20 protein-coding genes and 1 pseudogene are annotated in these 26,511 nt (G+C 39.8%); 10 read left to right on the forward strand and 11 right to left on the reverse strand.

The genetic code is table 11. From position 1 onward, the window contains the following. From fadH to WSC_RS0112180, 7 genes and pseudogenes are all read left to right on the forward strand, one after another. Nucleotides 1–429: pseudogene (gene fadH, locus WSC_RS25295) on the forward strand (NADPH-dependent 2,4-dienoyl-CoA reductase); the annotation flags it as partial. 674 nt (nt 430–1,103) lie between these two features. Beyond that, entirely contained in the window at nt 1,104–3,269 is a 2,166-nt protein-coding gene (gene uvrD / locus WSC_RS0112155) for a DNA helicase II (protein WP_016956210.1), read from the forward strand. Nucleotides 3,270–3,277: 8 nt separating this feature from the next. After that, nucleotides 3,278–4,528, forward strand: coding sequence for a diguanylate cyclase (locus WSC_RS0112160; protein ID WP_016956211.1), 1,251 nt, complete (start codon nt 3,278–3,280; stop codon nt 4,526–4,528). A gap of 12 nt (nt 4,529–4,540) precedes the next feature. Beyond that, nucleotides 4,541–5,797: a GGDEF domain-containing response regulator gene (locus WSC_RS0112165; protein ID WP_016956212.1), complete on the forward strand. Its 1,257-nt coding sequence runs from the start codon at nt 4,541–4,543 to the stop codon at nt 5,795–5,797. Between the two features lie 85 nt (nt 5,798–5,882). After that, the gene (locus WSC_RS0112170; RefSeq protein WP_016956213.1) at nt 5,883–7,088 is read left to right on the forward strand and encodes a sugar efflux transporter; all 1,206 of its coding nucleotides are present in this window, start codon (nt 5,883–5,885) and stop codon (nt 7,086–7,088) included. 36 nt (nt 7,089–7,124) lie between these two features. Next, the gene (locus tag WSC_RS0112175) at nt 7,125–7,649 is read left to right on the forward strand and encodes a phosphatase domain-containing putative toxin (protein WP_016956214.1); all 525 of its coding nucleotides are present in this window, start codon (nt 7,125–7,127) and stop codon (nt 7,647–7,649) included. Between the two features lie 153 nt (nt 7,650–7,802). Beyond that, nucleotides 7,803–8,279 carry a hypothetical protein gene (locus WSC_RS0112180; RefSeq protein ID WP_016956215.1) on the forward strand — a complete coding sequence of 159 codons (477 nt, stop codon included), beginning with the start codon at nt 7,803–7,805 and terminating at the stop codon, nt 8,277–8,279. A 135-nt stretch (nt 8,280–8,414) separates the two neighbouring features. Here WSC_RS0112180 and gpsA read toward each other — a convergent pair whose 3' ends face one another. Genes gpsA through WSC_RS0112200 form a run of 4 tightly spaced genes read right to left on the reverse strand, consistent with a single transcriptional unit; the run spans nt 8,415 to nt 10,643 of the window. Further along, a complete protein-coding gene (gpsA, locus tag WSC_RS0112185) occupies nt 8,415–9,422 on the reverse strand; it encodes an NAD(P)H-dependent glycerol-3-phosphate dehydrogenase (RefSeq protein WP_016956216.1) in 1,008 nt (335 codons plus the stop codon). A gap of 1 nt (nt 9,423) precedes the next feature. Next, nucleotides 9,424–9,933, reverse strand: coding sequence for a protein-export chaperone SecB (secB, locus tag WSC_RS0112190; protein WP_016956217.1), 510 nt, complete (start codon nt 9,931–9,933; stop codon nt 9,424–9,426). Nucleotides 9,934–9,953: 20 nt separating this feature from the next. Further along, nucleotides 9,954–10,208 (reverse strand): glutaredoxin 3, encoded by a 255-nt coding sequence (gene grxC, locus WSC_RS0112195; protein WP_026016823.1) that lies wholly within the window; start codon nt 10,206–10,208, stop codon nt 9,954–9,956. Nucleotides 10,209–10,214: 6 nt separating this feature from the next. Then, complete coding sequence (locus WSC_RS0112200) at nt 10,215–10,643, reverse strand: rhodanese-like domain-containing protein (RefSeq protein WP_016956219.1); 429 nt, start codon at nt 10,641–10,643, stop codon at nt 10,215–10,217. Between the two features lie 317 nt (nt 10,644–10,960). Between WSC_RS0112200 and gpmM the strand changes: the two genes are divergently transcribed. Then, entirely contained in the window at nt 10,961–12,508 is a 1,548-nt protein-coding gene (gpmM, locus tag WSC_RS0112205) for a 2,3-bisphosphoglycerate-independent phosphoglycerate mutase (protein WP_016956220.1), read from the forward strand. A gap of 73 nt (nt 12,509–12,581) precedes the next feature. After that, on the forward strand, nt 12,582–13,700 hold the full coding sequence (locus WSC_RS0112210; protein ID WP_040394432.1) for a murein hydrolase activator EnvC family protein: 1,119 nt from the start codon (nt 12,582–12,584) through the stop codon (nt 13,698–13,700). On the opposite strand, the gene WSC_RS0112215 is transcribed toward WSC_RS0112210, so the two are convergent. The 7 genes from WSC_RS0112215 to lacZ form a co-directional block, all read right to left on the reverse strand. Next, nucleotides 13,674–14,282: an Abi family protein gene (locus WSC_RS0112215; RefSeq protein WP_016956222.1), complete on the reverse strand. Its 609-nt coding sequence runs from the start codon at nt 14,280–14,282 to the stop codon at nt 13,674–13,676. The two genes, WSC_RS0112210 and WSC_RS0112215, sit on opposite strands and share 27 nt — an antisense overlap. 52 nt (nt 14,283–14,334) lie before the next feature. After that, nucleotides 14,335–15,201: a pentapeptide repeat-containing protein gene (locus tag WSC_RS0112220; RefSeq protein WP_016956223.1), complete on the reverse strand. Its 867-nt coding sequence runs from the start codon at nt 15,199–15,201 to the stop codon at nt 14,335–14,337. Next, nucleotides 15,182–16,681, reverse strand: a complete 1,500-nt coding sequence (locus tag WSC_RS24190; protein WP_157447274.1) for a retron St85 family RNA-directed DNA polymerase — start codon at nt 16,679–16,681, stop codon at nt 15,182–15,184. Before WSC_RS24190 ends, WSC_RS0112220 begins: the two co-directional genes overlap by 20 nt. Nucleotides 16,682–16,996: 315 nt before the next feature. Next, a complete protein-coding gene (locus WSC_RS0112235) occupies nt 16,997–19,912 on the reverse strand; it encodes an insulinase family protein (RefSeq protein ID WP_016956226.1) in 2,916 nt (971 codons plus the stop codon). A gap of 290 nt (nt 19,913–20,202) precedes the next feature. Then, nucleotides 20,203–20,607, reverse strand: coding sequence for a LysE family translocator (locus WSC_RS22675; RefSeq protein ID WP_016956227.1), 405 nt, complete (start codon nt 20,605–20,607; stop codon nt 20,203–20,205). 4 nt (nt 20,608–20,611) lie between these two features. After that, nucleotides 20,612–21,829, reverse strand: a complete 1,218-nt coding sequence (locus tag WSC_RS0112245; RefSeq protein WP_016956228.1) for an MFS transporter — start codon at nt 21,827–21,829, stop codon at nt 20,612–20,614. A 156-nt stretch (nt 21,830–21,985) separates the two neighbouring features. After that, nucleotides 21,986–25,210: a beta-galactosidase, LacZ type gene (gene lacZ, locus WSC_RS22680; RefSeq protein ID WP_016956229.1), complete on the reverse strand. Its 3,225-nt coding sequence runs from the start codon at nt 25,208–25,210 to the stop codon at nt 21,986–21,988. Nucleotides 25,211–25,675: 465 nt separating this feature from the next. Here lacZ and WSC_RS0112255 point away from each other — a divergent pair, with 465 nt between their 5' ends. Then, a complete protein-coding gene (locus tag WSC_RS0112255; protein ID WP_016956230.1) occupies nt 25,676–26,461 on the forward strand; it encodes a DeoR/GlpR family DNA-binding transcription regulator in 786 nt (261 codons plus the stop codon). The last annotated feature ends 50 nt before the right edge of the window (nt 26,462–26,511 follow it).

Here is a 26,511-nt window from a genome sequence, read left to right on the forward strand (position 1 = left end):
GAGCTTTATTGCCAGCAATGGGGTATAGATCTTACCCTTGAACATGAAGCAGGTTTAACTCAACCTCAAGTTAGTGCAAATTCGGATATTTATTTATTGCAGCGCAAAGCTGAGCCTATTGGTAAAAACTTGGCGAAAACTACAGGGTGGATACATAAAGCGCATTTGCAGCAGCACAAGGTGCATATGTTGTCGGGTGTCAGTTACCAAGAAATTAATCAGCAGGGCCTAGTAATTGAGCAAGACGGGCAAACTAAATTACTTGAGGTGAATAATATTGTAATTTGCAGTGGGCAGGAGTCGGTTATTCCGTCATGGATTGTGCAGTTAAAACAGAAAGTTCATTTTATTGGTGGTGCGGCTAAAGCGGCTGAGTTAGATGCCGAAAGAGCGATTTATCAAGCAGCGAAAATAGCGAATGTTATTTGAGTTTTTTGGTGCTTGTGAAGGGAGTCGCTGCACGCTTTATGGTAACAAAGCCCGTTTGAAGCATGGTTTTCAAAAAACGCGGTAAACCCATCCGTGGGCGCTCTGCTTTATCATCCCTGATAAAGAAGTTTTTGAAAATCAGCGTTCAAACAGGCTTTGGTTTGACATTGTGGGTGCTGGTAGGTTGTTGCTCGAATGCTTTTTAAATTCTGCGCTGGAGTAAATGGTGCACTATATACAAGCTAGCAAATGGGGAGTTACTCACAAAAACGCTTCGAGCACATCCTTGTGTCGCTCGCATAAGATATCCCTATCTTATGAAGTTTTGCTCGCAACCCGCCCATTCACTAGCTTTCATACCTGAGCCGTTTGGCACTCAAACCATGTCTTGTCGCTTCCAATGTTAGTGGTAAATAGCGAACTTACAGCTATTCCACAAGCGGCGATAACAATGTCAATCAAAAGCAGATTCGAATGCTTATTTTATAAAACTTCAAAAGATAGGGATATCTTTTGGGAGCGGCCATGGATTGGCGAACAGCGTTTTTATAAAATAATGCTTCGAATGGGCTTGAATGCCACCATACGTGCCGCGATAAAAAAGCATAAACTTGGGAACTGTCCGTTTATCCAGTATACTGCGCGCAGTTATAAAAAATGCGAAGGTCGAATGCATGGATATTCATGGTTTAATTGATGGGTTAAATGACAAACAGCGCGAGGCGGTTGCCGCGCCACAACAATCAATGTTGTTACTTGCAGGTGCCGGCAGTGGTAAAACACGTGTACTTGTGCAACGTATCGCTTGGTTGATACAAGCAGAAAACATCTCCCCCCATTCAATTTTAGCGGTAACTTTTACCAACAAAGCCGCGGCAGAAATGCGCCACAGGGTAGAAGATTTACTGCAAACCTCAGTGCAAAGCATGTGGATAGGCACATTCCATGGATTAGCTCACCGTATGTTGCGCCTGCATTATGCCGATGCTGGTTTACCAGAAGGTTTTCAAATACTCGATGCCGACGACCAATTGCGTTTAATAAAACGCGTAGTACGTGCACTCGATTTAGACGAAAAAAAATGGCCGCCAAAACAAGCTATGTGGTACATCAATGGACAAAAAGACGAGGGTTTGCGTCCGCATCACATAGAAACTTGGGGCAATCAACAAGACGAAGTATGGAAACGTATATATCAAGCTTATCAAGAAACCTGTGACCGTTCTGGCCTAGTCGATTTTGCTGAGCTACTACTACGTGCACACGAATTATGGCTAAAACATCCGCATTTATTGCGTCACTACCAACAAAGATTTAAACACGTTTTAGTCGACGAATTTCAAGATACCAACAGCATTCAATATGCCTGGTTACGTTTATTAGCTGATGCCGACAACTTTATCAGCATAGTGGGTGATGACGACCAATCTATCTATGGTTGGCGTGGTGCAAAAGTTGAAAATATCCAACGCTTTTTAGACGATTTTCCTGATGCTCATATGATCCGCCTAGAACAAAACTATCGCTCTAGTGGCACTATTTTGAAAGCAGCCAATGCGGTGATTGCGCATAACTCTGGCCGTTTAGGCAAAAACTTATGGACACAAGCGGGCGATGGTGAGCCAATCAAACTCTATTCGGCATTTAACGAACTCGACGAAGCACGTTTTATTGTTGGCCGCATCAAAGAATGGTTAGAGCAAGGTAATGCGTTAAAAGACAGCGCCATTTTGTATAGAAGCAATGCGCAATCACGTGTGCTTGAAGAAGCATTAATTACAGAACAAATACCCTATCGAATATATGGCGGTTTGCGTTTCTTCGAGCGTCAGGAAATTAAAGATGCATTGGCATATATGCGCTTGTTAAATAATCGCCAAGATGATGCGGCATTTGAACGTATTATCAATACACCAACACGTGGTATAGGTGAAAAATCTCTACAACAAATTCGTCAATATGCGCGTGAACATCAACAAACTATGTGGCAAGCGTCTGAAAATTTGGTGTCGGCAAAATTATTAACAGGTCGCGCGGCCAATTCAGTTAGTAGTTTTGTGAATAAAATAAATGAACTAGAGCATGAAATTGAAGACTTAGTTTTGTATCGTCAGTGTGATGTAGTGATTAAATCCTCTGGTTTACATTTTATGTATCAATCAGAAAAAGGCGAAAAAGCGCAAGCACGTATTGAAAACTTAGAGGAGTTAGTTACGGCTTGCCGCCAGTTTGAAAATACCGAGCCAGAGCTATCAGATTTAAGCGCGTTTTTATCGCACGCCGCGCTAGAATCAGGCGAAAACCAAGCTGAGCGTAATCAAGATGCAGTGCAAATGATGACATTACACAGTGCTAAAGGTTTGGAGTTTCCACTGGTGTTTATTGGTGGTGTCGAAGAAGGCATGTTTCCAAGTTTACAAACCACAGAAGAATCAGGCCGCATGGAAGAAGAACGAAGATTATGTTATGTCGGCATGACAAGGGCAAAACAGCAGCTATATTTAACTTATGCAGAATCACGCCGTATTTATGGTAAAGACCAATATCATGCGCCAAGCCGTTTTATTAGGGAAATACCGGCAGATTGTGTCAGTGAAATTAGGTTAAACAACCAAATAAGTCGTCCAGCGGCAGTTGGACGGTTTAGCGCAAGTGTAGTCGAAGATAGTTTTAATCAAACCGGATTGCAATTAGGTCAAAGAGTTATGCATGCAAAATTCGGAGAAGGGACTATTCTTAATTACGAAGGCAGTGGACAAAACAGTCGGGTGCAAGTGAACTTCGACCAGGTAGGCAGTAAATGGTTGGTAGTGGCTTTTGCGCGCTTAGAAATTATCTGAGGTAAAAGTTGGAACAGTATAAGCTGTTAATCGTTGAGGATAGTCGGCCAATCTCAACATTGGTCGAATATGTCGCCAAAGAAGCTGGATATCAAACCGTTATTGTTGAAACGCTGGCTGAGTGCCAACAAGCGTTAGCGCAAGAAGATAATTTCTATTTAGCTTCGGTGGATTACAGCTTACCAGACGGGCCTGATGGCGAAGCAATAGATGAAGTTATCAAACATGGTATTCCAGCTATTGTAATGACGGGCCATTTAGATAGCGAAATTCGCGATCATATCCTCAGTAAAGCCGTTTCCGATTATATTCCCAAAGAAAGCTCTGAAGCATTTTCTTATTTGTCTAAACAATTAAATCGTTTTAAACATAACCCTAATTTTAAAGTGTTAGTGGTAGATGATTCACAGGCAACTCGTAGTTATATTCGTAGTTTGCTTGAGCGGAATTTATTTCAAGTTATTGAAGCTGCGAATGGAGAGCAAGGGCTTGAACAACTAGCGCAACACCCCGACACTAAATTGATTATCACTGATTACGAAATGCCGATAATGAATGGTGTGCGTTTTGTTAGTGAAGTGCGCAAAAGCAAACCTAAAGAAGCTGTGTGTATTATTGGCTTGTCGGGTGGTGGTGCATCTTCCTTGTCTGCACGATTTATTCAAAATGGCGCAAACGATTTTTTACAAAAACCCTTCTGTTTAGAGGAGTTTTATTGCCGTATTCACCAAAGCATTGAACATTTGGAGCATATGGTAAAACTTAAGCAGTTAGCCGACTTAGATTCTATGACGGGATTATTTAACCGCTATGCTTTTTTCACCCAAGCAAATCAACAGCTAGTTAGCCAAGGTGATAATGAATATGCTGTGGCAATTTTAGATATAGACCACTTCAAACGTGTTAATGATGAGTTAGGTCATGATATGGGTGACCAAGTTATTAAAGATCTGGCGCATACGTTGCGAGAAGAATTTGCGCAAGAAACCCTATGCCGCATGGGAGGAGAAGAGTTTGTTATCTTGTTTAAAGATGGTAATCAGCAAACCCATGGCCATTTATTAAACGCCTTTCGAGAAGAGATCAGTGAACATGCAGTAGCATGTGGGGATGCTGAGACACATTACACTATTAGTATTGGTTACATTTCAGGCCAACATTCGATAGATCAAATGATCCAATTTGCCGATGAAGCCCTCTATCAAAGTAAAGAAGAAGGCCGCAACCGATTAACCATATATTCAGCAGTGCATGCGTAAATAGGACTCAGCATGAAGAATAGAGTTTTAATAGTTGAAGATCATAGAACGACAGCTGATATTCTAACCAAAATTGCGCAAAAGCTTGGTTTTGAAGTAGATGTTATGCACAGTATGGCTGATTTAACTGCAGCTTTAGTTGAATTTAAAGACTACTTTTGTGCCTGTGTTGATTTTCATCTGCCGGATGCGCATGACGGCGAAGCGATTGATCAAACGGTTGCGGCAAAAATTCCAACCTTTGTGTTAACCGGTAAGTTAGACGAACAGGTACGCCAAAAAGTTATGGCGAAAGCTGTGGTTGATTTCATTTTAAAAGAAACTGTACATTCGTTTGATTATGTTGGCAAATTACTCACGCGTTTAAAACGTAATATGCAGGTGAGTATATTAGTGGTCGACGACTCATTATCTGTACGTAAATATCTCCGTACCTTATTAGAGCGACAAAACTTTACTGTAATAGAAGCGGTAGACGGTGAAGATGCGTTAGAGCGGTTAAAAGCACATCCTCAAATTAAAGTAGTGATCACAGATTACGAAATGCCGAAGATGTCGGGCGTGGAACTTACATCAAAAATTAGACGGAAAAACCCACACGAAAAAATCGCTATTTTAGCTATATCCAGCAGTAACAATGCAATGTTAACTGCGCGCTTCTTAAAAAATGGTGCCAACGATGCGTTGAATAAGCCCTTTGATGCAGAAGAGTTTTATACGCGTATTTTTCGAAATTTAGAATACATAGAGCAAGTTGAAGAAATAGAGTTTGCTGCTAATCATGATTTTTTAACCAAGATTAAAAATCGTCGCTGTTTTTTTGAATTATCCAACCAAGCGTTAAAAACAGCGAGTAAACCGAGTGCTTTAGCCTTACTCGATTTAGACCATTTTAAAGCGATTAATGATACTTATGGACATGAAGCCGGTGATATTGTTTTGGTTCAAGCCGCACAACGTATGATGGCACATTTTAAAGATGGCATAGTCGCTCGTTTGGGTGGTGAAGAGTTCTGTGTATTATTGCCGGAAACTTCAATAGATGAAGCGCTCGGGCGCTTGGAATTTTTATGCCATCACTTCGAAAGTTTTGAATTTAAAGTACTACAGAAAGTATTATCAGTGACTACCAGTATTGGCTTAGTTGAAGTGAGCGCACAAGATATTTCAACCGCGTTAAAACAAGCTGACGAAGCTTTATATGCAGCTAAAGGTAATGGACGCAATCAAGTTGTCCAATATCAAAATAGTAATACACTTGTAAGCTAATTTTTAATCCTTATAATACCGCCTCTTTTTTGAGCAGTTACAAGCTGCTTAGTTTGTTGTGGTTATTCTTTTAAGGTGTAGTTAGTTGTTACCTGCTGTTAAAACGTCCCCTAGGTTATTTATTGTTTTAAGTATATTAACCGGTCTAGTTGGTTCATTTGTTAATCCGCTAATGAGCTTGTTTTTAGTACAAGATTTAAATGCTCAGCCTATCTATATTGGTTTGTATACAGTCAGTGTTACTTTGTCGGGTTTAGCAATTAGCCAGTGGTTAGGACAAAAAGCCGATGCTGGTTTAAGTGCGCGTAAAATGTATATTTTTGCAGTATTGGCTATGGCAATTGGTTTAGCTATTTATGCTAATGTGTCTTCTTTTTGGTTGGTTTTACTGGCCGGTATTGCTTTTGTCGCCGTTGGCAATGCAGCTATTCCACAAATGTTAACCATATCGCGCCAGTGGGCAAATCAAACTGACAAAGTGGATGTTGGGCAATTCAACGCGAATTTACGCGCGGCTATTTCGTTTGCTTGGATTGCTGGCCCAGCTATTGGTTTTGCTTTGGCCTCGGCGTTTGGTTTTTTTGCATCATTTTATATGGCGGCTATTTGTGCTGTTGTTGCAGCTATTTTTGCGTACAAATTTATTCCTGATATCTCTAAATCCAATCAAAATAATAAAGCTGAAAAACCACAGGCAGCTGGATTGGCTTTTTGGTTACTCGGTATTTCTGTCACCTTAGGATCGGTTGCAAACATCCTCTATTCATCGTCAATGCCTTTATATGTTATTCGAGAGTTAGGCTTTGCTGAATATACCCCTGGGGTGTTTATGGGGTTAGTTGCTTGTTTAGAAATTCCAGTAATGCTCTATTCAAGTAAGTTGGCTAAATCTATTGGTAAAACCCGGCTGATTGCGATTGCTTATCTAGTTGCAATGAGCTTTTACATCGGTGTTTATTTTGCTGAGCACGTTTGGCAGTTTATAGGTTTGCAATTTATCAATGCTATTTTTTATGGTTTGTTTGCTGGTCTATCGTTAACGTTGTTGCAAGAAGAACTACCACAGCGCATTGGTTTTACCTCAGCGTTTTACTCCAATGCAATAAAAGTTGGCATGATGTTAGGTTCAACTCTAACTGGTTTTATCGGCCAATTTTACACCTTTAGAAATGCCAATTTAGCAGCAGCTGTTGCGATATTGTCTGCTTTATTGTGTTTGTTGGCCTATGTTTGGTTAAAACAAAAAAATGCAATGCAGCCTGATTTGACTTTAACCTCGCAGGCTGGTTAATTTAGCGCAATATTTTGTGTAAGGACTAATTGAATTATGACCCACCCAACTTTTCCGCTGGCACTAAATGAGCAAGGCGCAGCCATTATTATCACCCCATGTCCGGGAACTAAAGGTTTGCCGCTGGCTGAATCTATCGCACAGTTAAAAGCAGAAGGTGCCAGTGCTGTACTAACTTTTATGCAGCAATATGAATTAGAAAAAAATGATGTTACCGCGATTAAAGATTTGTGTGAGCAACATGATATTTTGTGGTTTCACCTACCTATTCATGACGACCAAGCGCCCGAAGAGGCATTTCAAACAGCTTGGCAACAAGCAAGAGATACTGTGCACAAGTTATTAGACGACAACAAAAAAATAGCTGTGCATTGCAAAGGTGGCACAGGCCGAACGGGTTTAGTATCAGCACAAATTCTGTTAGAGCGAGGTTGGTCGCTGGCGGATGCAAGTGTGGCAATTAAAGCACTAAGGCCGAATAGTTTAACCTTACCACCGCATGTAGCGTATTTGACTGAGTTGGAAAAAGTACTTTCTAAAAAAGCCGAGCGTGATTTTTAGTTGAGCGACCAAATATAATAGTGGGCGAAGGGCGTTTTAATTTTGACTCAAGTTATTTAAAAAACCTTGGGAGCCTGATGATTGGTTGGTTTTTGAAGAACTGAATTAATGCTTATGGATAAATTTTAATTATTGGGTCAAAGGAGGCTCTAGATGAGTAGAACTAACTGGTTGGTTATTTTACTTTTGTACTTTTTTGAATTTAGCCCCTCTTATGCGAGTAATGATATTACCTATCGGCTATTTTTTGACGGTGATTATTTTTATCTAGCAGCTGTAAATTTGTCTGATGGCTCTGCTTTTCTTGAGGTAGATATTTGTGAGGATAACGCACATTTTAGTCTTGTAATTCAACGCGAGGATGATGAGTATAATACCTATGTTCGGAACTCAGCTCCAAGTAACTGCCAAATTAAGAAGGGCGCTAAAATAGCTAATGGCAGCTTTACAGGAGCAGTATTTGATAAGGAATGGTTGCGCACAAGGTATTCTTTACTTCATCACAGGAGTTATGTTGCGTATTTAATTTTATGTAGGATAAATGAAGAAGCGAAAAACAGTGGAGAAGATGTAAGTGTCTTCTATGATGAATGTGTTAAAACTAATAAAGTGACATTTCGTGTTGATTAATTACAGTTGCAAATAATCAAACAATTTAATCTGTAATGGCCTAATAAAATGGTTGATATGTACACAAACACAAACGCCTGACAGTGTCAGGCGTTAATAAAGATTCGCTATTAATTGTTGAGCTATTTGCGAATATTACTCAAATTTCTGCTCGCGTCCTAACAAAGCTAATGCACCTTCTTTTGGCACTTTGCCTTGGTATAACACTTGGTAAATTTGATCAACAATCGGCATTTCAACCTGCATACGTTGCGCTAACATATACACTTCTTTGGTGTTGCGATAGCCTTCAACAACTTGACCAATATCTGACATAGCTTGTTCAACCGATTTACCTTGGCCTAATGCCAAACCAAAACGACGGTTGCGAGATTGATTGTCAGTACAAGTTAATACTAAGTCACCTAAACCAGCCATACCCATAAAAGTTTCAGGTTTTGCGCCTAAAGCTGCGCCTAAACGACATAACTCAGTTAAACCTCGGGTAATTAACGCGGTACGTGCGTTTGCACCAAAACCAATACCATCAGCCATACCAGCGCCGATAGCAATTACGTTTTTAACTGCGCCGCCTAGTTGCACACCAATAAAGTCGTTATTTTTATACACACGGAAACGTTTTTCACAGTGCATTAAATCAGACAAGGTTTGAATAAAATCAGCATCGGTAGATGACACTGAAATAGCGGTTGGCATACCGGCTGCCATTTCTTTGGCAAAGGTTGGGCCGCTAACAACAGCTAAGGTACGAGAATCGCCTAACTGTTCACGCGCAACATCTTGCAATAATCGGCCTGTTTCTGGCTCTAAACCTTTAGTCGCCCACGCAATTGAGCTGTCGCTGCGTAAATGCGGTTTTATTTGTGCTAAAGCTTCGCCAAATGCATGGCTTGGCACAACCAATAAAATATTGCGGCTGTTTTGTACCACATGAGCTAAATCAGCTTGTGGGGTTAAAGCTTGTGGTAATGGCAAACCGGGTAAATATCGGCTGTTTTCCCTGCTTTGTTGCATAGCGCTAATTTGTGCTTCATCACGACCCCACAGGGCAGTTTTGTGGCCATTACGCGCTATACAAATGGCTAATGCAGTGCCGTACGAGCCAGCACCGATTACACCAATATCAAATAAAGGTTCGCTCATATTAAGAATCTAGTTTTTGGTTTGACTCTTGGTTTTCTTGAGCTTGTTGCGCAACTTGCTGCATATAGCTAGCAAATAAAGCATCAAAGTTTACAGGTGCTAAATTAAGTGGAGGGAAAGTACCACGGTTAACTAAGTTAGAAATTGCTTCACGTGCATAAGGGAATAAAATGCCCGGACACATAGAGCCAATAGTATGTGCCATTTGTTGCGGTGGTAAGTTAGCAATAGCGAAAATACCCGCTTGCTCAACTTCTACTAAAAACGCAGTTTTGTCTTCAATTTTAGCTGTTACTGTAATTGATAAAACAACTTCGTATGTGTCACCGTCAAGCTTTTTGCTTTTTGTATCTATGTCCATTTGTACATCTGGTTTCCACTGAATAGTGAAAATTTCAGGTGAGTTTGGCGTTTCAAATGAAATGTTTTTCGCAAAAATACGTTGAATTGCGAATTGAGGTGCGTTTTCACCTGCTGCTTGTTGGTTGTTTTCTGGAGTTTGTTCTGACATGACAATACCTTTGTTTTAAATTATGCGTTGAGCAAATTATCTAGTTCACCGTCGTATTCTGCGTCGAATAAATCGTCGCATCCACCGACATGATGCTCATTTATAAAAATCTGTGGCACAGTTGAGCGTCCGCTCAGTTGGATCATTTCATCGCGTTTTTCAGGTTGTTGATCTATGTCAATTTCATTAAACGCAACACCTTTTTGTGTCAGGAGCATTTTGGCTCTTCTACAAAACGGACACCAACTTTTGCTATATACGGTTACTGTAGCCATTTTAAATTAACCTTTTGCGACAGGTAAGTTCGCATTTAACCAAGCATTCATACCACCTTCAAGTAAGTTTACTTTTGGATAACCTGCTTGGCATAGTTGAGTTGCAACTTTAGCCGCACTCAAACCTGCGGTACAAACAACAATAATGGGTTTATCTTTGTTTTTTTCAAGGGCTGGATTGTTACCACCGTCAATTTTATCACTGGTGATGTTTAATGCGCCGGCGATATGGCCTTTGCTGAATTCAGCTGCCGGACGAATATCCACTATAGCTGCGTCCTCACGGTTTACCAATAAGGTAAGCTGTTGAGTATTAACGCGGGCATAAGGTGCAAATTTAGCTTGAACTAAAGTGTAAACAACCGCGAAAAATAATACGAACCAAGCACCTGTCATAATTGGGTGATTGGCAAAAAATTGAATGTATTCTTGCATTAAAAAGACCTATGAATGTTTTTACTGCGGCAGATTATAGCCTTATCGCTTAACTAAACCAATACAATCGCTTTTTGCAATTAGCGGAATTATCTAATTTGGGTAATCTAAGCCTATGAGACTAGGCTCAAGGCAGTCATTATACTTTGCATTGCGTTATATTTGTTTGCAGCAGCCTAGATATGCGACAATAACAACTAATTATCCGCGATATAAACCAGAACAGTATGATTTAATCGGATTGTCATTGGTTTGTAGAGCAATTCTTAGTAAAATTTGCATAAATTTATATACTAATACGACTACAGGTAAACAGCATGACTACTGCGAAAAAACCATTAGTGTTAATCATTATGGATGGTTGGGGTTACAGCGAAAACCCTAAAGACAACGCGATTATGGCCGCGAATACACCAAACTTAGATAAATTGTGGAAAGAGTATCCAAGCACATTAATTTCTGGCTCAGGCATGGACGTAGGTTTACCAGACGGCCAAATGGGTAACAGTGAAGTAGGTCACGTAAACTTAGGTGCTGGCCGTATTGTTTATCAAGATTTCACCCGTATCACCAAAGATATTGCTGACGGCGAATTCCAAAACAACGCTGCTTTAGTTAAAGCAGTAGACAGCGCGAAAGACGCTGGCAAAGCTGTGCATATTATGGGCTTAGCTTCACCAGGTGGTGTACATAGCCATGTTGATCACATTAAAGCTATGGTAGATATGGCGGTTGCTCGTGGTGCTGAGCAAGTTTATGTTCACGCATTTTTAGACGGTCGTGATACACCACCACGTAGTGCTGAAAACCCATTAGCAGAGCTAGAAGCGCAATTAGCTGCAACTGGCAAAGGCCGCGTAGCCAGCATCATAGGTCGTTATTTTGCGTTAGATCGTGATAAGCGTTGGGATCGTGTACAAGCTTGTTATGAGTTATTAACTGAAGGCAAAGCTGAATACACTGCAACCTCTGCAGTTGAAGGTTTAAAAGCCGCATACGAACGTGACGAAAACGATGAGTTTGTAAAAGCAACTGCAATTGTCGATGCAAATGGCCAAGCCGCGACTGTAAATGATGGCGATGCAATCATATTCATGAACTTCCGTGCTGACCGCGCACGTGAAATTACTCGTGCATTTGTTGATACTGATTTTGACGGTTTTGAGCGTGCAAAAGTACCAGCATACAGCGACTTTGTAATGTTGACTCAATACGCAGCTGACATTCAAGCAAGCTGTGCATATCCACCATCAGACCTTGTTAATGTAATGGGTGAGTGGTTAGAAAAACATGGCAAAACTCAGTTACGTATCTCTGAAACTGAAAAATATGCACATGTTACTTTCTTCTACAGCGGTGGCCGTGAAGACGAATTTCAAGGTGAAAAGCGTATCTTAATCCCATCTCCGCAAGTGGCAACTTACGATCTTCAACCTGAAATGAACTCAGTGTTATTAACTGATAAATTAGTTGAAGCGATTGAAAGCCAAGAATTTGATGCAATTATTTGTAACTATCCAAATGGAGACATGGTTGGTCACACTGGTGTATTTGAAGCGGCAGTTAAAGCGTGTGAAGCAGTTGACACTGCAATTGGCCGCGTAACTGAAGCTTTAGCAAAAGTAGGTGGTGAGTGTTTAATTACTGCTGACCATGGTAACGCAGAGCAAATGGTTGACCCAATTACTGGCCAAGCACATACAGCACATACCAGCGAGCCAGTACCATTTATCTATTTTGGCCGTAATGCTGAATTAGCTAAAGCTAATGGTGTATTAAGTGACGTAGCACCAACTATGTTGCACTTAATGGGTATGGAACAACCTGCAGAAATGACAGGTCAATCTATCTTTAAATTGGTTTAAGTTGAATCTGCTAAGGATTGCTAAACCAAAACAAAATATCAACGGGGCAAACATTAAACTTGTTTGCCTTGTTGTGTTTTTTTTCCTGCAAACAACCTTATCTAGCAAAGCATTCGCTGAATCAGACACTGAACAAACACAACGCAAACTTGAAAAAGTTCAGCAGCAAATTATAGCTAAACAAAATAAGTTAGATAAAAGCCACTCAGAACTAAAACAAACCCAAAATCAATTAGCTCAAACCGATAAACAAATTGGTCAAGCCGCGCGGGTTTTACGCCAAACCAAACAAGAATTAACCGAAACAGAAAAAGAGCTGAAAAAGCTCAGTGCACGCCAACAAGAATTAGAACAACTCAAACAGCAACAGCTGAAAGTATTAGAAAAACAACTCAATAGCGCCTACCACATAGGCCAACACGATTATTTAAAAGTATTGTTAAACCAAGATTCACCAGCCAAATTAGAGCGGGTGATCAGCTATTACCAATATTTAAACAAAGCACGCACGCAAGCGATTGAAGATTTAAAAACTACACTAGCTGAATTAGCACAAACGACTGAAATGCTTAATCAAAAACAACTCAGATTAGTTGAGCTAGTTGAAATAGAAGCACAAAAACAACAAGAGTTAGTTAAATTAAAAGCGCAGCAACAACAACAAATTGATGCACTAGCCCAGTTAATAAAATCTGAATCAGCCGAAATACAGCGTTTACGTGATAACGAAGCTGCTCTTGCTCAAGCATTAGAAGCACTCGCTGAAGCAATAGACGAATTACCTCAACAAGTTGAACTGAATGGTTTGCAAGATATTAAAGGCCGACTCTTGTGGCCAGCTAAAGGCAAAATACAAAATATCTATGGCAAACGTAAATCAGGCCAATTGCGCTGGAAGGGCATTAAAATTGACGCAGATTCCGGCGCAACAGTGCACAATGTCCATGCAGGCCAAGTTATCTTTTCCGACTGGTTAAAAGGTTATGGTTTAGTCATAGTGGTCGAACATGGTAATGGTTATATGACTTTATATGGCCACAACCAAGCGCTACTCAAAGATGTAGGTGAGATTGTACAATCAGGTGAGCCTATCGCTTTGGTTGGCCAATCAGGTGGGCAAACTAAACCAAGCTTGTATTTTGAAGTGCGCTATCAAGGCCAACCGTTAGATCCTATGGATTGGTGTAATTAATCTGTTTAATAAATTAACCCCAAATTGGATCATTTCCCAATTGTTTGGAAAACCTGCTGAGTGAGATTTATCCTTAGCCGTTGGGTATTTTGCAAACAAACTTTCTAATTCGTTTTTAATATTTTCAGATAAACAAAGACTTTTATTTATCAGTTGTAACATAACGAGTATCAAATAAAGTCTATTCATTTTTAATGGCTTATAATCTTGGTGTAGCATATAAATAATTATTTTAGTAGTGGTTAGAAAACTCGTCTTTTGAATTTTGAAAAGATAATGCAAGTTGTGATTGCACACTATAAATTTGATTTCGATACGACCAATAATAGAGTAAATTAAGTCTCTGAGTTCATCATCAAAGCGATATAGTTCAAGACCTTGTTCAAAACTTGCCTTTGGTTGATAGTAACCTGACTCTGGGTTGAGCAACGGATATAAATAGATTTTAAATCTGTAGTAACTAATTGATGAAAGAAGTGCAATCGCTCGCTGTTCATCATTAATCGTTAGGTTTTTAGACTTTAAGTGCGCGACCAATTCCTGTGGTGCTTTGTATTGCTTAGCGTAGAGTTTATAACTCATAATCCAAGCTTTCTTTAGTTAAAACTGTATTTGTTCAATGCCAGCTGGGAATTTATTTCAAGAATATGTTCTCTGCTAGGCCTACAGAACCATCGAATTCAACATGACTGATAATCGTTTTGTTTAGATTTGCATGTGAAAAGTCTACATTGTGGAAAGTACTATTTCTCAATTTTGCTTCAGCTAAATTAGCAGAAGCAAAGGACGCTTGTGAAAAATCACAATTTTCAAATTGGCTGTGAGTTAAATTCGCACTGCGAAACTCTATACGACCATGAGCTTCGCTATCAATAAAATGTGCTCCTGTTAAATTTGCATCTGCAAAATTGACGTTGTGAAAAGTTACGTTTTTAAATACAGCTTCTGAGAATATAAACCCTCTAAACGAGTAATTTTTTATCGCTAGGTTCTCGAGCTGCAGATTGGTTAAATCAATATTGTTCTCATCTGCTAAAAAGTTATTCAAGCCTGTTTTTTCGGCTATTCTTAACAATGCGTAGAAAGCTCGCCTAGTTTCATTATTAGTCGTGTTACTAGAAGGCGCTGTTAAGAAAGAAGAAATGATGCGAATGATAGGAATAGATTCGCTGGGGATATCTGCTGTTAGCCTTTCTAGGTTGTATATCCCAGCTAATCTTGCCGTGGGATGCTCTGATGAAAGTAACTCTACCGATTTTGTGATTCTGTCTATAACACTTACAGAAAATTCGTCTTCTCTTTTGAGTATGGATAATTCAACTAAATGTTTTTGTGATTGGGCTACAAGCAACGCAGATTTTGCGTTTAGACTAGTGTTGTTACTTTCAATATATAGAAAGACAGCGGTAATTAACCCGATTCCGACTATACCTAGGCTATGAATTGCTTGGTGATGTTTTACTAACGTTGTACACGATTGTTTAAGCCACAAAAGAGACATTTTCGATGATCCTTGAGTATTTGTGTAACAGCTCACTGTTACGGTATTTTTCAAAATGAGAAAGGTAGCTGATGTACCCCAATAATTGGCTTCTTGTTGCATAAGGTAATTGGCTTGAGCAGGCCGCTTGATGAAATTTGGCTCTAATTCTTCTAAGCTCGTTTCGTGCTGGAGTCGCTTCTTTATTAACTACTACGCCTGTAACTAATTGCTGTTTGTGGTAAGGCATTAGCCGAGTCTTTTTGTCGTTTATTTTGAAACCAGCTCCGTGAATCATGGCTATTAATCTGGATTTTGCTTTTACAATAGATTGTCTGGAGTTACCACTGAGCGTGATGTCATCCGAATAGCGTGTGTAACACAGATTATTTTTTTCACAGTATCTATGCATTGATTGGTCAATCTTGAATAAAATTGCGTTTGAGATAATTGGGCTGGTCGGAGCGCCTTGGGGTAGCCTGTCGTTAAAGGTGCATAATTCTGACAACAGAGTCGCGGCAGACGCGGTAAAATCATTTATGCTAAAGAGTTCTCGAACTTGGCGTTTATTGATACAGCCAAAATAATTTTCAATATCTAAATTAAATACATACTGCTTTGCTACGTGTATTTGGGCGTTTGTCAAAAATGATTTTCCTTGCCTGTATGAGTGAACAGAATCATGGATAGCTAAACCTGTTAGTAAGTGATGATTGATATATCGCATCAACACCTTTAAATATGTCCTTGGAGCCTCAATCAATCTTTTATTTCCATTTTTCCGGATGATCTCAAAAGATCTGTAGTACTGAGTTTTATTTGCCAATATTCGAGAAATTAGTTGAACTGAAATTCCTAAGTCGGCGGCGAGAATATGCCTAACAGTCATGTGTGGTGATAAGTCGGCATCTATGTGGTCAATAAAGTTGTAGTTAGGATAAGACAATGATTTATGGGTCGGGGATAGTTGTGTGGTGGAAGGAGAAACTGTAAACAACGTACTCTCAAGTAATGAGACCCAAGATGAGATAATTGGCTGGCTTCGCCTGCCTCTTATTTCAACGCGCAGTTGAATTGGTAACCTTTCTTCAAACGATGGCGGAACGCCATCTACTTTAATTTTACAGTTTCTCCTAACAGTCTGAAATTTATCTGCCTTTCCACAATTGAGCAAGAAAAATCTAATTCTGTCTTTATTTAGGCGTTCGTTTATGGAGAGCTTGATGTGTTTTGCTGGGTTTATTGAGAAATAATCAGTCAGACCAATAGATAATTTCAGTAAATATTGTTGTTTACATAGGTAGTTTAAACTATGTGTTATGTCATCTTGGCTAATGTTTTCCCAAATATGATCTTGGATGCTTTTGAGGAAAGTCAAAATAGTTGATTTATCACTCGGTTGAAGTATTGCAGCTATCCAATACACGACAGTTGTTTTGTCTTTATCTAAATTTAATTCTGGCGGGAAATTACAACCGATTTGGATTGTTGCTAAAGACACTAGGGTTGCTTTTATAAATTCTCGTCTGCTAATGAGCATAGTATTCAGGCTCTCAATTTACATTTTAGGTTAAGGTAGATTTATCTAATATGCGAATATAGTGGTTGGGGGACTAAGGTTTTCATGCTAATGGCCGCACTAGGAAACATGTGGCACAAAGGAACCTTAACGGTTATTGGTAAGCGTAAACCTTTTGTTTGCCCTAAAATGCAACCCAGAAAAGTTGCAAAAATACACAAGTGAATTTGAGGCTTTGGTTGATAATACAACAAGGATAAGCCACTAACTTACCCTTGTTGTAACTTGCAGAACGAACTAGCGTGCTGCGGTTTGCATACTTTCTGCTTGTTCAGTTGTTAAGGTTTTTAACTCAGCAAACTGAGTGTCCTTAAAGTTTTCACCTCGGTATTGCACGGCAAACTGTTCATGTTGGCCTTGTAAAATTAACGATTGATACGTCGCCATTAAACTTTGTCTAGTCACTTGTTTTAACGCGGCTACAAGATTATCTCTGCTATCAAATTGCCAATGGTGCTGATACCAATCACCCACAAATGCTTGATATTCTTTGCGAATGTCTGTTGGTTTTTGTTCAATTTGTTGAATAATAGCGCTTATGGTTTGGCTGATGGTTTGTTCAGGCAGCTTGGCTAATTCAGGCTCAAACGCTTGAGTAAAATCAATTATTTTATTGTACAAACTAGCTAGGTCTGTGTTGTTGCTTTGCACAAAAAACATTTGAGTTGGGTAGTCGTGAATTTTTAGCGCTTGGCTGTTTACACCATAACCAAGTTGCTGCTGGGTACGCAAACTATTAAAAAATGCTGGATGCATATATTGGTTTAAAACCGTTAAATTCGCCAGGGTTTGTTCACTTTTGTCTGGTGCGATAAAGCCGAGTAACAATACAACGTCGTTGGCGGAAACTGATTCAGTAACACTCACTTGTTTACCAAGTGTCGGTTTGAAATTGTTGTTATTATTTGGTTTTTCTCCATTCGGTTCACCCATTGTTTGACGTGCTGCTTGGGCTAATTTAACTAATTGGCTTTTTGGCATATTGCTTAACGACAATACATTCAGCTGGCCTTGCAACATTTGTTTATGGAACTTTTGCATATCAGCCAAAGTTAAACTTTCTAGCGCTGTTATAGTTTCAGTTGGTGTGAATAGGTCGGCATATAGTTGATAAGTCAGACGCCATTTAGCAAAGGTTTGTTGAGCAGGAGGGCGTTTCTCCATATCTTTGTAACCTTTGAGGTAACGCGCTTTAATATCATCAAATGTTGTTTGGCTGATCTGCAATTGGTTAAACTCAGTGAATAGCTGGGTTAAATATGTTTGTTGCACTGCCAATGGCCCGTCTAATAATATTTGACTATAGCCATTTGGATTGCCCGATACAGCTATGTGTAAGCTATCCATTAATTTGGCATTTTCTGCTGTAGTTCGAGTTTGTTTTTGTAATAACTCAGTCAGCATGGCATTCATCAGCAAGTTTTTCGCTGATGCGCGGGTGAGCGGTGATTCAATAGACGCTGTGGTAATTGCTTTATCTTCATCGGCAAAATATTGGCTAGTGGCCAAATATACTTCTAAACCTTTTTCACTATGTACGGCTGTTGGTTTTTGATAATTTTTTTGCTGAGTTTGTTGCACCAACTGTTCACTTTGTTGCGGCAATTGCGCTGCTGGTAACTGTAAATTAACTGCTAATTCAGTAACAGCTTTAAACTCAGGCAAAGTTTCTATCGAATATTTATGTTTGGCATAAGGTATTTGTTGGTCGGCAGTAACATTTTTACCAATATTATTGATAAGCATATTTTCAGGCGTCACTTGTGCCAAAATTTGTTCTGCTTGTTTTTTATCAAACCCAAGGTAAAACTGGTTAGGCATTAATACATATTTGGCTTCATGCTCTAACATGGTTTGCGACAGCTTGGTCGCAAAATGTTGTGGGGCTGTATCACTAAAACGCTGACGTTGTTTAGCTAAGATATGCTCGTATTCAGCAATATAATCAGCGGTTAGCGCTTGCTGTTTGATTATGTCGATATAACTAAATAAGGCCGAAACGACCTGGTTTTTATCTGCTGCGCCTTTGTCAGTTAAATTAAAATGACACTGTAATCGACCTTGAGTTTCAAAAGCTTGCTCAGCATAGCTACAGCCAGCGTCATGGGTTAACCCTGCTTTGCGTAATGAGCCTAACAAAGCTGTGTCGTCATGCCTATTTAGTTGACGCATAATAAATTTACCCGCGTGTGTGTAACGTGGATAATTTTGATCATTGATTGGGAACAACACCTGTAAAAAGTCGGTATCTTGTGGAATTTGAATATTCACAGCTTTGCCTGTTTGGGTGTAAGCAAGCTCAGAGGTTTGTGGGCGCTCAATATTGCGATTTTTAATTGGCGAAAAATAACTATTTGCTTTGTCTTCTAACCAATCGAGTGATTGATTACTAACAATCGCCAGCGTCATGATATTTGCTGAATAATATTGGTTATAAAAATCCCACAAAGCTTGGTTTAAACTTTTATTTGGCTGATCTTTTAGTGTGGCTAAATTACCAACGTTAAACTTAGTAAAAGGGTGTTGTGGATTCATCAATTGTTTGCCAGCAATAAAGACATCAAAGCCTGGATTGTTTAAATTACGATCCCATTCTGCTTGCACCGCATTGCGCTCACGCTCACTAAAATTTTCTTCAAATATTGGTTCGGCAATCGCCGAGGCCAAACGGTCTAATGCACCTTCTAATGCTTCTGCATTTATTTGAAATAAGTAAGTGGTATTTCGGTCGGCAGTAAAAGCATTGTGTCCACCCGCGTTAGTCGCAACATATTTGCCAAACTCATTTTCTTCAGGATATTTTTTTGAGCTTTGGATCACCATATGCTCTAAATAGTGGGCCAATCCTAAGAAGTTTTCAGGATTTTGGTTGCTACCAACCCCAACCGACAATGAAGCTGCCGCTGTTTTTACATTTGGGTCGGAAACCAGCATAACTTGCAAACCATTTTCCAAAGTTACATAACGGTAATGGCGTTTATCTTGAATGTTTTTAACTAGTACGCCGTCAGTCACATATTCAGCGGGTAAACTTGCCTTGGGCTGAAAATTAGCTTGTGACACTTGGGAAATGGTTTCATTTTGTTGGCAAGCAGCTAAACACAGAGTTATAGCACTGATTGATGCGAGCTTTGTAAAAGCAGGTGTTTTCATAAACTTCCTTGGTTTGTTAAGTCAGAGGCAGCAAATACGTGTAAGACCATTCATCATCCCTGAAGGTTTAAAAATCATATTATGTAGAGTGTTGATTAAATAAAATTTGATTAGTTCAGTTTTATTTTGATTAAATTTGATTTTATGTTAATGCAGTTAAATTGTTAATACAATGTTTTGTTTAGCAAAAAATTGTGGATTGAGCTTATCCCAGACGTTATCCAATAAATTTAAGTGTGTTGTAATGCGCGCTTTTGGGGATGCGCTTTTTTAAAAAGTGAATATCTAGGTCAAGTCTCTTTGGATAGAATTTTGAGGCCTAAGCAAACCAATAGACCCCCGGTCAATTGGTTGATGTAAGTGAGATGGCTAGGGTTGTTATTGAGTTTGTTGGTTAGCTGTGTTATGTCTTTTTGCATAAGCATTTTTACACCCAAGCAGATTAGATAGCTTGCACCGAGTAGTTTAACGATTAAAAAAATGGTTGTAGATGCTGTTAATACTGCGGATAGACCGACCATAGCTAAAATTGTGTGTATGAATGCCCCTGCAGAAATACCGAGTGAAGACGCAATTCCGACTGCCTTACCTTGTGCTATGCTCCGACCTAAAATATAAAATGAATCAGGACCTGGGAGAATGTTAAGCATTATACTGGCCAGGATAAAGGCTTCAAAGTTGTTAATACCTTGCACTATTTCATTGCCTAATTTCTAATTTGGTGGCAAATAACGTCAGTATCGCAACTAGCAAAGGAACAAAGGATATCCACAAGACTAACTCCCAACCATAAGCTGACAAAATGCCGCCTGAGGCAAACGAGCCTATGGCCATTAATGAAAAAATAATAAAATCATTCAATGATTGCACACGGGTTTTTTCTTCAGGTTTATGGCACTGCAATACTAATGCTGAAGCGCCTAAAAAACCAAAGTTCCAGCCAACACCTAACAGAATTAACATCCACCAAAATAGATAGACTTCAGTACCCGCTAGGCCGATTAATGCAGATAAGCCAGTTAATAAAATACCCATAGCCGCTATAGTGGTTGCGCCAAAACGGCTAATTAGCTTGCCAGTAAAAAAGCTTGGAGCATACATAGCAATTACATGCCATTGAATACCTAAGTTAGCAGCGCTTTGTGAATGACCACACATGTGCATAGCCAATGGTGCGGCTGTCATTAAAAAATTCATAATGGTATAGGAAGCTGCGCCACAAATTACTGCGCTGATAAAACGTGGTTGGCGAATTAGCTCAGCGATTGGTCGGCCTTTATTGATTTTCTCAATAGCTATTTTAGGCAGTTTCACCCCAGCAAGAATAATTGCTGACAACGCAGCAACGCCAGCTTGTAATATAAAGGTTGCAGTAAACATAGGGCCTGATGACAAATGCATAGTATAGGTAATCAGTTGTGGTCCTATTACCCCAGCCAAAACACCACCAGCCATAACTAGAGACAAAGCCTGCGGTTGGCGTTTAGCTGATACACCATCGGTTGCGGCAAAACGAAATGACAGTACCACAGCAGCGTAAGCTCCACCGAAAAAACTCGATATACAAAACAGCCAAAACCAACTGTAGATAACGGCAAACATAGCGAATAGACCCGTTAAAACCCCAGCCCCTGCGCCAATTAAAAAAGCAGTACGTCGACCAAATAATCGCGCGATTTCCCCAAATGGCAATACACAGGCTGCCATGCCGACAACAAAAATAGAGATTGGTAGGGTAGCGAGTAACAAAGAAGGAGCTAGTTGACTACCAATGATTGAGCCGGTGGCAAATATTACAATGGCGTTAGCACCTGCAAGTGCTTGAGCAATAGCTAAACGCCAAATATTGTTTTGTTGCTGTTTATCACTTAACAGAGTTGAATCATCTTCAAAGGCAGCGCAGCTCGAATCAGTCATTTGAGTTACCGATAAATTGGTAGAGCGCTAGTATCTAGCTGACTGCTGTAGAAAGCAACTTAGACTTGTGGATTGCTAATTTTAAGGTGGGTTGGGTTTGCCTTTGCCATCAAGCTATATCTTGATAACAAAGGCTAGTTTTTAGCTAAATTTAACTCAGTTTCCAAACACAGGTTCAATCACAAAGCTGTATTTGTAATGCGCGCTCGGTATTTGATATTGCACATGTGGCAGGGCGCCCCATGAGTTATCACCACCAACACCCATTTGTTTTAGGTCTATATTCACATTTACTAAGTCGCGAATTGGTACTTCTTGGCCGTGCAGATGAATTTCGCGGCGTTCGTGATCTAAGTCGCTGTCTAACATAGGTAAAGCGCTAATACTTAAATATTGTTTACCGGCAATTCGAATGCCTAAACCTTGTTTATTGAGCAAAGTAAACCAGCGTACATCGGTTTTATTGCCGGTTTCTTGTGGGCGCGAATAGTCGTGGTATTGCTCGTCAACGTGCGCTTGGTATAACCCAACCGCAGCGCTTGTATTGCGGTCGACATAGTTTTCGTGTGGGCCACGGCCAAACCAACTAAATTGTTTAAAGTCACCGGCTAGCTGCATTTGCATGCCCACTTTTGGCAGCATAGGCATAGCCCATTTTTGTGGGGCGAATTCTGCAGTCACTTCAATGCGGCCACTGCCATCAACTAAATATTCGGTAAAGAATAACGCGCTGTTATCACCCATTTTATGCAGGGTTTTCACTTGAACTAAATTCGCATTCAGTTGTTGTACATATATGCTTTCTAGCACTTGCTGTTCGCTAGCTTGTTTCCATACGGCTAATTTGTTGTGTAAACGCGCGCCGTGGTCGTTATCTGTGGTAACGCGCCAAGTATTTGCACGCAACCCTTGTTGAATAACTTGTTGGTCGTCAATTGTATAATTACTAATACGCCCGGATGTTTTATCAAAAGCGAGTGTGAAGTGTGCGCTGCTTAAATTAACTTGTTGCTCGGTTTGTTTAAGTTGCACTGCTACAGGTTTTGCTTGGCCGAAATTAAACTGGCTCGGCGTTAAAGCAAATTGCTCCCAAGCAACCACTTGGTCTTTGTTTATAAAAGCAATTTTATTTGCTTTGGCTTTGGCGCGAATGGTTAAGTGGTATTCAGCATCGTCAACAAATGCATGTTTGGCCGCTGGTAACTTAAATACTTGTTTATCACCCGCTGCCGCTTTTATGCCTTTAATTTCAGCTTGTTCAACTAATTCACCATTTTTGAATAGTTGCCAGTCGTAGCTAAAGTTGTCTGCGCCAATAAAGTTGTGTTTATTGTCGATTACAAATAAATTTTGTTTAAGGTCAACCGCAGCAAAATACAAAGGTTGATAAACTTTTTTCAGTTCATGCGCGTGTGGATTTAATGTGCGATCTGACTGAATAACCCCATTGGCTAAAAAGTTGTCAGAATCTGGACGTGGGCTGTCACCAAAATCTCCACCGTAGGCCATAATTTGTTGACCTTGCCCATTGGTTTTAAACAAGGTTTGGTCAACCCAGTCCCAAATAAAGCCGCCTTGCAGCTGTGGATACTGGTAAATCAAGTTCCAATATTCTTGCAAATTACCCATGCTGTTACCCATAGCATGGGCGTATTCCGCTTGGATCATAGGTTGTTGTGGATTGCTGCGCGCCCAGTCTTCCATTTCATATAAAAAGTCGTACATTGGCGTATAAATGTCGACGTATTCAATAGGTGAGTGGCCATCTACTGTGCCCCAACCACCATAGGTGACAGGGCGGCTTGGATTATTTTGTTTAATCCATTGGGTTGCTTGTTCAAACGCAGTACCAAAACCGGCTTCATTGCCTAATGACCACATAATAATAGACGGATGGTTTTTATCGCGCTCTACCATGCGTTGTACACGATCAACATGCGCGGCAAGCCATTCAGGCTGATAACCTAAAAAATGTTGTTGTTGCACTTGGCTGTTGTTGATGCCTTTGCCGTTACCAATTTGCATATACTCGTGTGATTCAATATTGGCTTCGTCTAATACATATAAGCCGTATTTATCGCATAACTCGTACCAGCGTGGGTCGTTCGGGTAATGTGAAGTACGCACTGCATTTACATTAAGGTTTTTCATTATCTCAATGTCTTTAATCATGCCCGCTAAACTTAAGGTTTTACCAGTTACTGGATCATGCTCATGGCGGTTTACACCACGAATTGTCACAGCTTTACCGTTGACTAAAAACTGGCCGTGCTGCATTTTTAGGTTGCGAAAACCAATCGCTTGTTGAATGTGTTGCTGCTGGCCATTGAGGTTGGCGGCAATTTTTAGTTGATATAGTTTAGGTGTTTCAGCAGACCATGGCTGGATATTGTTAATTGTTCCGGCAATATCTAATGTTTGTTGTGCGCTAATTGGCCCTGAGTATTTTTTGCTGAAAACTTCTTTATTGCCGTCAAACACTGACACTTCAATTTGGCTAACCGCGGCTTTACCAGCAAAATCTAATGCTAGGTTAAATACACCGTTTTTATAGCTCGAGTCTAAATCTGCCGTTACTGTATAGTCAGCTATATGATTTTCTGGTGTTGCGTATACAAATACTTCGCGGTCGATACCACTTAAACTCCAGGCATCTTGGTCTTCTAAATAACTGCCGTCAGACCAACGGTAAACCTCAACTGCTATTTTGTTTTCGCCGCTGGTTACATATTGGCTGATATCAAATTCAGCCGGTAATTTTGAGCCTTGGCTATAACCAACTTTTTTGCCATTTACCCAAACATACATAGCTGAGTTAACCGCGCCAAAGTGTAAAACCACTTTTTGTTGTTGCCAGTTTTGCGGCAATTCAAAGGTTTTTATATAGGAGCCAACTGGATTGTAATCGTGTGGAATAAATGGCTGATTAGCCGGAAATACATAATCTATATTTACGTAGTGTGGCGTACCAAAGCCTTGTAGCTCCCAATTGCTTGGTACTTGTATTTGTGCCCATTGACTGTGATCAAAATTGTTTTGCCAAAAGTCGGCAGGGCGGTCAGCTGGTTTTTTGACAAAGTTAAAATACCAATCGCCATTTAATGATAAAAAGTTGTTGGATGCATGGCGTTGGTTTTTGTCGGCTAACTCTGCTGATTCAAAAGCAAAAAAAGTTGCGCGTGCGGGTAATTTATTTTGCGCGAATATTTGTGGGTTTTCCCACTCAACAGCTGTGGTTTGTGCGGATTGGTTCGAGGTTGAACTCACAGTTGGATCTGTTGTACCACAGGCTGTGCAAATAAGTGCAATTGCGCTAACTAAGCTGTTACGTGCAAAAGTTTTAGATGTTTTAAGCTGGTTTTTTTTTGATTGACTCGGCATGTAAATTATCCATTTAGGTAAACGTTTAACTTACTAAAGTTTTGCATATTAAAAGAAAAAAGTATATTTATAATACTAATAGGTGTTGTGGTCACTGCTAGTCTAGTGATGATTGAAATGTTTGTGCGGCTGGTTAATGAGACCGAAGATGTGATTAACTGAAGCACTAGCCCATGCAGTTAAATTCTTGGATACTAAAGTTTACTGCTATTTATCAATGCGATCACTTGTCAAACCTGTTAAGGCATAAAGTTTGCGAGTGCAAAATCTTTGTGAGAGAATACAAGCGAAGTTGATTCAGTGTGAATGAATTGTTTCTAAAAATAAAAGAAAGTGTTGGTTTTGGCGAGGCGGATTATTTGCCGATTCTCCTGCGAGATTTGGTCGTGAACATTTACCAATAAATTTAATAAAGGGATTTAAATGATTACACCACATGTTATATCTACTAGACCCGGAAAAATTATGTTAGAAATTCAAAGACAGCAACTATTGTTAGATATTTTAGACGAAAAGCGGTTTGCTACCGTAGCAGAATTAACACAAATGTTAAACAGTTCTGAAGCAACAATTCGTCGTGACCTCGTTAAATTAGATAAACAAAACAAATTAGTTAGAGTGCACGGTGGAGCGCAAGCCATGGATATTGGCAATAAAGGCTCAACGATGAAACATATTGCCGGAGATGCGTTTTGGGTATCAAAAGAGACTAAAGCTGACGTCAAGAGAGCAATTGCCAAAAAAGCTGTTGAATTATGTGAAGAAGGCGAATCAATTATTATTAATGGTGGTAGTTCCACATTTATGATGGGTGAGTTTTTACAAAGACGAAATTTGAATATTTTAACCAATTCTTTCGTCCTAGCTCAAGAACTTGCTGAGCGCAGTATGAATCAAATCTCTATGCCTGGTGGTGAAGTGTATCGAAAGCAAGGTATTATTTTAAGTGCCTATGAAAATGATACGACACAGCACTATAGCGCTAGAAAGATGTTTATGGGGACGCCCGGTATTAGTGAGTTTGGTTTGACCGAATCAGACGCATTATTGATTCGCTCTGAACAAAAGCTGCGCAGGCAAGCTGAAAAACTAATTGTTCTGGCAGATAGTTCTAAATTAGAGAAGCGTAGTAGTTTTATTTTCTGTCCTTTGTCTGATGTTGATGTATTGATAACAGACAGCGATGCAGAACCTACAATTATAGAGAAATACCAGCAAGCTGGTGTCGAAGTAATTGTAGTTCAGCCGTAACTGCTGCCTACATATCGCGACATAAATTGTGTTTTGTGTAGACAGGTCTT

The sequence above is a fragment of the Catenovulum agarivorans YM01 genome, from assembly GCF_000281085.1.
Classification (GTDB): Bacteria; Pseudomonadota; Gammaproteobacteria; order Enterobacterales; family Alteromonadaceae; genus Catenovulum; species Catenovulum agarivorans.

Coding starts and splice junctions, on each gene's coding strand:
- uvrD (WP_016956210.1), top strand. CDS start 1,104: ATGGATATTCATGGTTTAATTGATGGGTTAAATGACAAACAGCGCGAG.
- WSC_RS0112165 (WP_016956212.1), top strand. CDS start 4,541: ATGAAGAATAGAGTTTTAATAGTTGAAGATCATAGAACGACAGCTGAT.
- WSC_RS0112175 (WP_016956214.1), top strand. CDS start 7,125: ATGACCCACCCAACTTTTCCGCTGGCACTAAATGAGCAAGGCGCAGCC.
- WSC_RS0112180 (WP_016956215.1), top strand. CDS start 7,803: ATGAGTAGAACTAACTGGTTGGTTATTTTACTTTTGTACTTTTTTGAA.
- gpsA (WP_016956216.1), bottom strand. CDS start 9,422: ATGAGCGAACCTTTATTTGATATTGGTGTAATCGGTGCTGGCTCGTAC.
- secB (WP_016956217.1), bottom strand. CDS start 9,933: ATGTCAGAACAAACTCCAGAAAACAACCAACAAGCAGCAGGTGAAAAC.
- grxC (WP_026016823.1), bottom strand. CDS start 10,208: ATGGCTACAGTAACCGTATATAGCAAAAGTTGGTGTCCGTTTTGTAGA.
- WSC_RS0112200 (WP_016956219.1), bottom strand. CDS start 10,643: ATGCAAGAATACATTCAATTTTTTGCCAATCACCCAATTATGACAGGT.
- gpmM (WP_016956220.1), top strand. CDS start 10,961: ATGACTACTGCGAAAAAACCATTAGTGTTAATCATTATGGATGGTTGG.
- WSC_RS0112215 (WP_016956222.1), bottom strand. CDS start 14,282: ATGAGTTATAAACTCTACGCTAAGCAATACAAAGCACCACAGGAATTG.
- WSC_RS0112220 (WP_016956223.1), bottom strand. CDS start 15,201: ATGTCTCTTTTGTGGCTTAAACAATCGTGTACAACGTTAGTAAAACAT.
- WSC_RS0112235 (WP_016956226.1), bottom strand. CDS start 19,912: ATGAAAACACCTGCTTTTACAAAGCTCGCATCAATCAGTGCTATAACT.
- WSC_RS0112245 (WP_016956228.1), bottom strand. CDS start 21,829: ATGACTGATTCGAGCTGCGCTGCCTTTGAAGATGATTCAACTCTGTTA.
- lacZ (WP_016956229.1), bottom strand. CDS start 25,210: ATGCCGAGTCAATCAAAAAAAAACCAGCTTAAAACATCTAAAACTTTT.
- WSC_RS0112255 (WP_016956230.1), top strand. CDS start 25,676: ATGTTAGAAATTCAAAGACAGCAACTATTGTTAGATATTTTAGACGAA.